This window comes from Variovorax rhizosphaerae (genome assembly GCF_037889975.1).
Taxonomy (GTDB): Bacteria; Pseudomonadota; Gammaproteobacteria; order Burkholderiales; family Burkholderiaceae_C; genus Variovorax; species Variovorax rhizosphaerae.
In genome coordinates this window covers 1-9220 of record NZ_JBBKZT010000064.1, presented here as the reverse complement: position 1 = coordinate 9220, position 9220 = coordinate 1, and the positions used below count along the sequence as shown (strand labels likewise).

At 62.8% G+C, this 9220-nt stretch carries 6 protein-coding genes and 1 pseudogene; 5 read left to right on the top strand and 2 right to left on the bottom strand.

Translation table 11 applies throughout. The annotated features are described in order from the left end of the window. Positions 1-181: 181 nt before the first annotated feature. From WKW82_RS39570 to WKW82_RS39555, 4 genes are all read left to right on the top strand, one after another. Positions 182-964: an autoinducer binding domain-containing protein gene (locus WKW82_RS39570; protein ID WP_340348688.1), complete on the top strand. Its 783-nt coding sequence runs from the start codon at positions 182-184 to the stop codon at positions 962-964. 274 nt (positions 965-1238) lie between these two features. After that, complete coding sequence (locus WKW82_RS39565; protein ID WP_340348687.1) at positions 1239-1913, top strand: hypothetical protein; 675 nt, start codon at positions 1239-1241, stop codon at positions 1911-1913. 400 nt (positions 1914-2313) lie between these two features. Next, positions 2314-2604 (top strand): hypothetical protein, encoded by a 291-nt coding sequence (locus WKW82_RS39560; RefSeq protein ID WP_340348686.1) that lies wholly within the window; start codon positions 2314-2316, stop codon positions 2602-2604. A 69-nt stretch (positions 2605-2673) separates the two neighbouring features. Beyond that, complete coding sequence (locus WKW82_RS39555; RefSeq protein ID WP_340348685.1) at positions 2674-7086, top strand: response regulator; 4413 nt, start codon at positions 2674-2676, stop codon at positions 7084-7086. A 217-nt stretch (positions 7087-7303) separates the two neighbouring features. On the opposite strand, the pseudogene WKW82_RS39550 reads toward WKW82_RS39555, so the two are convergent. Continuing rightward, a pseudogene (locus WKW82_RS39550) lies at positions 7304-7824 on the bottom strand (IS3 family transposase); the annotation flags it as partial. 85 nt (positions 7825-7909) lie between these two features. After that, the gene (locus tag WKW82_RS39545; RefSeq protein WP_340348684.1) at positions 7910-8554 is read right to left on the bottom strand and encodes a group II intron maturase-specific domain-containing protein; all 645 of its coding nucleotides are present in this window, start codon (positions 8552-8554) and stop codon (positions 7910-7912) included. A 117-nt stretch (positions 8555-8671) separates the two neighbouring features. Here WKW82_RS39545 and WKW82_RS39540 point away from each other — a divergent pair. Continuing rightward, the coding region (locus WKW82_RS39540) for a plasmid pRiA4b ORF-3 family protein (protein ID WP_340348683.1) at positions 8672-9220 on the top strand (549 nt) is incomplete at its 3' end.

The window sequence follows — 9220 nt, the reverse complement described above, 5'->3', positions numbered from 1 at the left end:
CCGGATGGCGAGCTTGCTTGCCTAGGCGCAATTGATCAACCACCACTTGTGACAGGTTGGCGTCACCCGCCACGTAACTCACGCAATTGGATGCAATGCCGTGGCGCTGCGCGCACTTTTTTGCTGCGCGCTCGGGCAATGCGTTAGATTGAGTGTGCAGGCGTACCCGCTGGCGCTCGTCATGGCTCCATTTACCCGTTCCCAGGCACTTCAGTATGAATCTTTACGCACGTCGTTCGTCAAACCCCATATGCAGCCGTTCAATGAGAATCTGCTGACTGCGCTCGATCGTGCAGACACCGTGGAGACGGCATTTGGCGCGCTCCTTGCGGCCGCGCAGGAGCTGGGATTCGAAAACTGCGCGTATGGCTTGCAGCTGAGGGTGCCGATCTCGAATCCGAAAGTCCTCACGCTCAACAACTATCCGTCGGTGTGGCAGCTGCGGTACCAAGAGGCTGGTTACATGGCGACTGACCCGAGTGTGCGTCACGGCCTTCTCAGTCGGGCGCCGGTCGTATGGGACGATGCGCTTTTTGCTTCCACGAAGGAATTCTGGTCGGAAGCGAGGGAGCAGGGTTTGCGAGTTGGCTGGGCGCAGTCGAGTCTCGATGGGTTTGGTGTGGGTGGCATGATGACGCTGTCGCGCTCCAGCGAATTGCTGACGCCGATGGAATTGCGCGAGAAAGAAAGCGACATGCGATGGCTGGTGCAGGCGGCGCATATGTCCCTGTCCCGGCTCATGAAGTCCAAGTTCGTGGTTCAGCCGGAAGCGCCGTTGACCCCTCGCGAGATCGAAGTCCTCAAGTGGAGTGCTGACGGCAAGACCGCGGCGGAGATCGGCGACATCCTGAACATTTCCGTGCCGACGGCGAACTTCCACATCAAGAACGTGATTCACAAGCTGAAGGCAGCCAACAAGACCGCTGCGGTGGTCCAGGCCTTGATGTCTGGACTGCTCGGCTGAGCACGGCACGCCTGACGCACCGGCGTCGGTAGGGCCCCGCATCCAACGACGGCCTCGCGCATACGCGGCTCCTTGCACACGCACGTGACAGCCCGCTGCACGCGTCCAGAAGAAGCGGACCTACCATTATTGTTAGTTAACTTTAGTTTCGATTTTCGGTCCAATCAAGACCATGGATATCGCAAGCATTCTTAGCACCGCCGCCATCCGGGTGCACCTGTCGGAACGCGCGTTGATCGCCTGCGAGATGAAACGGCTCTGGGGCAAATCCACCGTGACGCGCAAGGCCAGTTTCGAATTCGAACCGGGCGAACGCGCCACCGCCATGGATGCGCTGGCGGCCTGGATTGCGCAGGCGCCGAAGCCTCGCTCGATCGTCTGGATTGTCGGGCCGACCGAAGCGCAATACTTCGTGCTGCCGTGGTCGCCTGCCTATGCCGATCGAGCGCTGCGGGACGCTTATGCGCGCGAGCGCTTCCAGCAGCTCTATGAAAAGGACGCATCGCTTTGCACGTTCTGCTTCTCCGAGCAAACCGCTGGCAAGGACCAGATGGTCTCGTGCATTACCAATGAACTGCATGCCGAGCTGGTGGCGCACGCCGTGCGCGCCGGTTGTGAGCTCGCCGGCATCAAGCCCTCGATCTCCACGGTATGGGATCGCTTCCGCGCCTTGCTCGAGACCGAACAGGGCACGCTGTGCGTGGTCGACGGGGATCGCCAGGCGATCGTGCGCCACAACCGCACGCAAATCGAAGACATCGTGGTGAAGTCCCGGGGGGAGTTGCCGGTGTTACCCGCATCACGCCAAGGCGTGCTTCGCATCTTCTCGAACGCGGTCGCCCGCGAGCCCGTGGTCAGGGCCGACGCCAATCTGAACCTGCCGACCCGGCGCGGCTACATTGCGGCGCAGGATGCGGCCTATTCCTTTGCGCTCTGCGAGGTGCTCTGAACGTGTCGGCTTGAGTCCGCGCGGGCTGGCCTTCCTGGGCGGCGTCCACGCCTCTCGGCGTCCAACTGCAGAGTCGCTGTGCGCGCCCCGCGTCTGGTCATGCCCTGCAGGCTCAAATTCGGCGATCAGGTGTTGCACTTCAGTTTAACGCCGCCGCGCGCTGCCGCGGCCGGCGGTTTCAACAGTCCTGCGGCGATAGTTGAACAGTTCAACAGTTCAACCGTTCAACGGTGCAGGAGTGAACTATGGTTCTCAAACTGACCTTTTGCTGTAGATGCCATTGCGCAACGGAAGAGTCCATTTATTTTATCGTCGTATGTAGTCAGGGCAACTCAATACTCAACGAGCTTTGTTCAATTGCGCTCTTACCTGACAGCGCTTGCGTAGATAAAGAGGGAAGATGATTGAATGCAGGGAATCTACAGCCCCCAGGGCAAGCCAGCTGAGCTTCGAACTTGATGACGCTCGCCGCTGCGTCATCTTGATGTTCGACGATACGCCGGGCGACTCGGTGCTGAAGAGCAGCTTGCTCGAGGCCCAGTACGAAGTCAGGGGTGGCGACTACGAAGTAGTTGATGCGCTCCATGCACTGGCCGAGGATCCCAAGAGATCGCCGTGCGCTTCGCCGACTGGCGATGAGGACATCGCGGAGCAAATGGAAACGCTGATCTTCATAGTTGAACCGGCCTGAGGGCCGTTATCCGTACCGGTCGCTTGTTCCCGGCGATTGGACGCCGCACCAAACTTTCATGGAGTGCTCATGCGCAATCCCGTCGAATTGCTCGAACGCCTGCCACTGCGCCAGAAACTCGTTCTGGGCTTTGGGTCTGTACTTCTGCTGACGCTAGCGTTAGGCGTGCAAACCCTGCTCACGCAGGATCGGTTCATCAGCGACTTCCAGCGCCTGCAATCCGAGGAGGTGGTCGGCATGGCGCGCGCCCACGAAGCACAGATTCATCTGGTGTGGCTGAGGTTGAAAGTGAGCAAGGCAATCGATGCGAGAAGTCCGACGAAGCGGGAGGAGTTGCTCAAGGAGTCTGACGTCAGGCGCGACCGGCTGCAGAGCGCGATCAAGCTGCTCCGGCCCGCACTGCTGCGCAGCGACAACGTCGAACGGCTGGACCAATTCGAAGCGCTGTTGGCGCGGCTGGAAATTGCCATCGCCGATGCGGTGGCTCTGACCCGGCGAGGATCCGGCGAACAGGCACAGGGTCTGGTGGACGACAACGCCATCGAGCAGACCGCCGCCCAAGCCGAAGCCCTGCTTTCAGAAATTGCGGCCGCTAACGAGCAAGGCGTTGAACAGGCTGCCGACAATATCGAAGCGTTTGCCGTACGCAACGCGAATCTGTACACGGCACTGCTGCTGGGTGGCTTGGGACTGACGCTCCTGTTGTCGTGGGTGATTGCCAACTCTATTCGCTGGCCGAACGTCCGCTTGCGCGGGGCTGTCAATGCGTTGGCGCGCGGGGAGCTCGAACACCCGGTGCCGCACACCGATTTTATCAATGACGTTGGCGAGCTCGCGCGTGCGGTCTCCAAATTGCAGTCCGAGTTGCAACAACTGGACGAGCAGCGGTGGAACAGGCAACACCAGGCGCAAATTCAAGCCGAGTTGCAGCAGGCAGCCTCGCCGGCCGAACTCGCGCAGCGCTTCTTGCGCAGCATCGCCCCGCTGCACATCGCGCGCGGCTCGCTCTATCGCGCCGATACGGCGGCAGAGTTGCTGGAATTGACCGGCTTTCATGTTACCGATCCCAATCACATGCCAAGCCAGCATCTTGCTTATGGCGAAGGGCTCGGTGGGCAATGTGCAAAGGAGCGACGGGAGGTAAGCGCGCGGCCTAGTGGGTCGACTCCCGTCGCGTCGGACTGGCACGTTGCGCTTCCGCTCTTCCAAGGCGAGCATCTGCTCGGCGTAATGGAACTGGCGAGCCCAGTCGCACCGGGCAAGAAAGAACTGGCACTGTTGCGCGATCTGGTGCCCAGGCTGGCAATGAGCTTGGCGGTTGTTGAGCGCAATCACGCTGTCCAGGTCCTGTTAGACCAGACCCGAGAGCAATCCGCCTCGATCCGTGACCAAGCCGATCGCTTGGAGGATCAGGCCACGGCGCTCCAGGCCCAGCAAGTCTCGCTCAATGCAACCCGGGCCTGGTACCAAGGCATTGTCGAGGCGGCGCCTGACGGCATGCTCATCGTCGATGCCAAGGGCAAGATTCTGCTGGCGAATCCTGAATTGCACCGACTGTTCGGCTATACGGAAGGCGAACTGATCGGCCAAGCGGTGGAGATTCTGGCGGCGCCCGATGACTGGCCCAGCCAACGCGGCTTGCGCGCGGACTTCATCGAGCAGCGCCTGTCGCGCCCGCTGGGCAGCGCCCAGATGGACCTTCATGGACAGCGCAAGGACGGCAGCCGTTTCTCCGTCGAGATCGGCATGTCGCAACTGCCGGCGATCGACGCGCGCGGCCTGTGCTTCTGCGCAGCGGTACGCGACATCACGGAACGCCGTGCGATGCAGGAGGCCCTGCGCGACACGGAGGAGCGCTTCCGCCGCGTCATGGAGCAGGCCCCCGCGGGGCTGCTGATCTCGGACGACGACACGGAGGAATTGCTGTTCTCCAACCACAAGCTCGAAGAGGTGTTTGCCGAGCCCCACGAGCAACTGGCGCGCCGGGTCGACCGCGTTCGGTACTGGGCGGATCCCGAGGCACTCGAACGCTTCCACGAACTCGTCGAGACGCAAGAGACGGTGCGCGACTTCGAGGCAACTTACCGGCGCCGCGACGGCAGCCTGCGCCACATGCTGCTGTCGTCTACACGGGTGCGTGCGGGTGGGCGGACCATCCGCGGCAATTGGTACTTCGACATCACCGACCGCAAAGCCGCCGAGGCGGAGGCACGACGCGCGCGCGGGATAGCCGAGGAGGCGACACGCGTGAAGAGTGACTTCCTTGCGAACATGAGCCATGAGATTCGTACGCCAATGAACGCCATCATCGGCATGAGCCATTTGGCGCTGAAGACCGACCTGGATGCGCGCCAGCGCAACTACATCGAGAAGGTGAACCGCGCTGGCGAGAGCCTGCTGGGCATCATCAACGAAATCCTCGATTTCTCGAAGATCGAGGCCGGCATGATGTGCCTGGAGCACGCGCCGTTCGAGCTCGAGGAAGTGCTCGTCGACCTCGCGAGCATGATCAGCCTGAAGGCCGAGGGCAAGGGACTGGAGTTGCTGTTCAGCACGCCACCGGATTTACCCACGGCACTGGTCGGCGATCGCCTGCGCCTTGCGCAGGTGCTCATCAACCTGGGCAGCAATGCTGTCAAGTTCACCGATGCGGGCGAGATCGTCGTGGGGGTGCAGGTCGGAGAGTTGCATGACGATCGGGTCACACTTCAATTCTGGGTTCGCGACACGGGCATCGGCATGACGCCTGAGCAGATGACACGCATGTTTCAGCCCTTCAGCCAGGCCGATGGCTCCATCACGCGCCGCTACGGCGGCACCGGGCTGGGCCTGACCATCTCGAAGACCATGGTGGAGATGATGGGCGGCCGCATCTGGGTCGAAAGCGATGCCGGCAAGGGATCGACCTTCCACTTCACCGCACACTTTGCGCTGCAGGCGCCATCGCCTTCGCAACTGCGTCGCATGTCCAGGTCCGATGAGTTGCGCGGGCGGCGCGCACTGGTGGTCGACGACAACGCGAGCGCACGAGAGATCCTGTCTACGATGGCCAGGGGTTTCGGCATGGCGGTCGATGTCGTCCAAGGCGGACAGGAAGCGGTCGCGCTCGTGGCCGAGTCCGAACGGCTGGGCCTTTCCTACGACCTCGTGCTGATGGACTGGAAGATGCCCGGCATGGATGGCGTGGAAGCCACGCAGCGCATCCAGGCACTGGCATCCCAGCGCGAACAAATTCCCGCGGTGATCCTGGTCACTGCCCTCGCCCGGCACGAGGCGGTGGAGGCTGCCGAACGGGGCGATGTCCAATTGCCGCTGGTCATGACCAAGCCGGTGATGACCTCCGCCTTACTCGAAGCGATCGGTCGATTGCTTGGCAAGGCCCACGCTGCCGAGCCTCGCGCGACCGAGCGTGTCGATGGCGTCGCTGCCTCCACGAGGCAGCTGGTCGGTGCCCGGGTGCTGCTGGTTGAGGACAACGACGTGAACCAGGAACTGGGCCGGGAATTGCTCGAGGACGCCGGCATCGAAGTGGTCGTCGTCGGCGATGGCGCACAGGCGCTTGAGCTGTTGCAGCACGATTGCGAATTCGACGGCGTACTGATGGACTGTCAGATGCCAGTGCTGGATGGTTACGCGACCACGCGCAGGTTGCGCGAGCAGGCCGCCTTCCGCGACCTGCCGATCATCGCGATGACGGCCAATGCGATGGCCGGCGATCGAGAGAAGGCGCTGGCCAGCGGCATGGTCGACCACATCGCCAAGCCACTGAACGTCGCCTTGATGTTCGCGACGATGGCGAAGTGGATCCACCCGAAGAGGGCGTCGCCGGCGTTGCGGACGGGCGGCGGTGGCGACACTCCCCCGGAAACAGCGGGCGCGCTTCCTTGCCTGCATGGCATTGATCGTGCGGCGGGGCTGGCCACCTGCGGCGGGAAGTCCGAGTTGTACTTCCGATTGCTCGGCAAGTTCCGCGATTCCCAAGCTGACTTTGACACTACCTTCGCGCAAGCGCTGGAGAGCGAGGACGAATCAGCCGCTGTCCGTATTGCCCACACGCTGCGCGGGACTGCCGGCAACATCGGTGCTGCTGCGCTGGCAACAGCCGCCGCAGCGCTTGAAAGCGCCTGCCTGCAGGGCCTGCGTGGCCACTCGCTGCGCGAGCCACTGGCGGATGTGTTGAGCGAATTGAACCCCTTGATGGAGAGCTTGCGCGGACTCCAGCCGCCGGCGATGCCAGCGTCAGGGCCAACGCCGGCCGAACTGCCGCGGAAGAGCCTGGTGGCCCTCGTCAAGCGCCTGAAGCAGCGTCTCGCCGCCAGCGACCCGACTGCGTTGGAGCTCTCCACCCAACTGGAGCAGGCCATTGCCGATCACCCGGAGCACAGGGATTCAGCGCGCCGCATCGCGCAGAAGGTCGAGAGCTTCGAATTCGACGACGCGATCAGCTTGCTCCATGACTGGGACTCAAAATCCAAGGCTTAAAGCGGGCGAGCGAGAGCAGCGGGCCGCCCCAGGCGGCGATAGGTAAGTGGCGGACGGCCAGTAGTGAACCGCACCGGGTTTCGAGGAGGCCTGTTGGCTTGAGTCCGACCGGAGTGGTCTGACTCAAGTGTGGGGGTGTTGGCTGTTTGGATTCTCCTTCATTCAGCCCCCCGCAGGGGCCGCCGGAGGCCCCCCGGTTGGGCCATGTACTCATGGTTCAACCCTCCTGCAGCGTGGCTTGCTGCGTGGGCTTGCCTGGGGTCATCGAGCGACTTTGCTCACGCCAGTAGTTGGCCTCGGCTTCGGCCGGCAGGATGTAGCCAATGGGCTCCAGCAAGCGATGGTGGTTGAACCAGGAGACCCACTCTAGGGTCGCCAGTTCGACAGCCTCGCGCGTCTTCCACGGCCCGCGCCGGTGAATGACCTCGGCCTTGAACAGCCCTTAATGGTCTCGGCCAGGGCGTTGTCATAGCTGTCGCCGGTGCTGCCCACCGAGGGCTCGATGCCCGCCTCAGCCAGCCGTTCGCTGTAGCGGATCGACACGTACTGCGAACCGCGGTCGCTGCGGTGTACCAGCGCTGCATCACGCTCTGGGCGGCGTGCATACAGCGCCTGCTCCAGCGCATCGAGCACGAAGTCTGTCTGCATCGAACTGCTGACCCGCCAGCCGACGATGCGCCTGGCGAAGACGTCGATGACGAAGGCCACGTAGACGAAGCCCTGCCAGGTCGAGACGTACGGTTGAGTAGAGCACGCGCGCCGCGCCGAGCTCGCGACCGGCAGTTTCGCGTGCCCCCTCGCCGAACCGGACGTGCATCTTTCGCTATGCATCCGGCTCTCCAGGAACTACGGTGAAGTCGGGTGGTGTCATCCACCTGCGTATGTAGCGCTGGACCTTCAGCCAGCCCATTTGGTATTGCTCGTGCCGCTCACCCTGCCACACGCGTCGCGTCGGACGGTGCCGGCTGGGTCGTCGGTGTCGAAGCAGCCACCGCACGGAGGCTTCTGGGTGCTTCTTTCGCATCCAGCGCCACACACGGTCTCTCACGTACCAGTCCAGGCCGCCGAGGACGTCTTTCGCGCCGGTGCAATAGCAGTAGAAGTGCGCCCAGCCACGCAGGATAGGATTGAGCTTCTGGAGCAGGTCGTCGAGCGACCAGTGCAGGGTCTGCCGTGTCGTCAGTTGCTTGACCTTGTGCCGCAAGTCCGCCGCCTTGGTCTTCGGAACCTCGATCCGGGGCGACCAGCCGAAGCGGTCGTCCCATCGCATGCTCACGCGATGCCCGAGGAATTGGAAGCTGTCAGCCGGATCCGTGATCCGCGTCTTGTCGGGTGACAGGGTCAGCCCCATGCCGTCGTGCAGTGCCTTGGCAAGAGCATCCCGCTCGGCCTCGGCCTCGGCCTCGGCCTGCTGTTGCGTGCCATGCACCAGGATCACGAAGTCGTCGGCGTAGCGCACTGGGAACATCACAACTCGACGAGAGCATCCATTTCCTGGGGGTGTGCAGTGCAGCAAAGTAAGCTTTGGATATGGAAATCGGGGCATGTCCTGGCCAAGAGGTACTGCAGCTGCGCGCCGTGCTGCATGATTTGGCGGCGCCTGCTGGTGCGTAGCGATACGAGCGTCGTCCGGCTTCACCAGATCCTTCAGGTCGCGTTCGCCTGGCAGGACATGCACCTCCACCGATTCGAGATTCGCGGTCGCGAGTACGGAGTCAATCAGGATGGCGGCGTGGTCTTCGATACCGACGCGCACAAAGCCCTGATCGGACAACTGGAGTTGGGGCGCCTTGAGCGATTCACCTATGAATACGACTTCGGCGATTTGTGGGTGCACGACCTGCGCATCGAGGCTGCCTTGCCTCTGGATCCCAAGCGGGTGTACCCGGTGTGCATCGGAGGCCGGCGCGCCGCACCCCCCGAAGATTGTGGCGGTCCGCATGCGTTCATGGCCACTCGGTTGACGTTCACCGTAGTCGGCGAGAGCAGGTCCCGGCACGAGTTGGACGACCTTGTTGACGAAGTGGACGACGAGCAATGGGGCATCTTGCGTCACTACCACCCCGACCGCTTCGATCGGCGCGCCATCAACCGAAGGCTCGCCGCATTGGCTGCGCCATCTCAGGAAAGGCTG

Excerpts from the sequence above, each read along its gene's own strand:
- WKW82_RS39545 (WP_340348684.1), bottom strand. The coding sequence starts at position 8,554 with ATGTTCCCAGTGCGCTACGCCGACGACTTCGTGATCCTGGTGCATGGC.
- WKW82_RS39555 (WP_340348685.1), top strand. The coding sequence starts at position 2,674 with ATGCGCAATCCCGTCGAATTGCTCGAACGCCTGCCACTGCGCCAGAAA.
- WKW82_RS39560 (WP_340348686.1), top strand. The coding sequence starts at position 2,314 with ATGATTGAATGCAGGGAATCTACAGCCCCCAGGGCAAGCCAGCTGAGC.
- WKW82_RS39570 (WP_340348688.1), top strand. The coding sequence starts at position 182 with ATGGCTCCATTTACCCGTTCCCAGGCACTTCAGTATGAATCTTTACGC.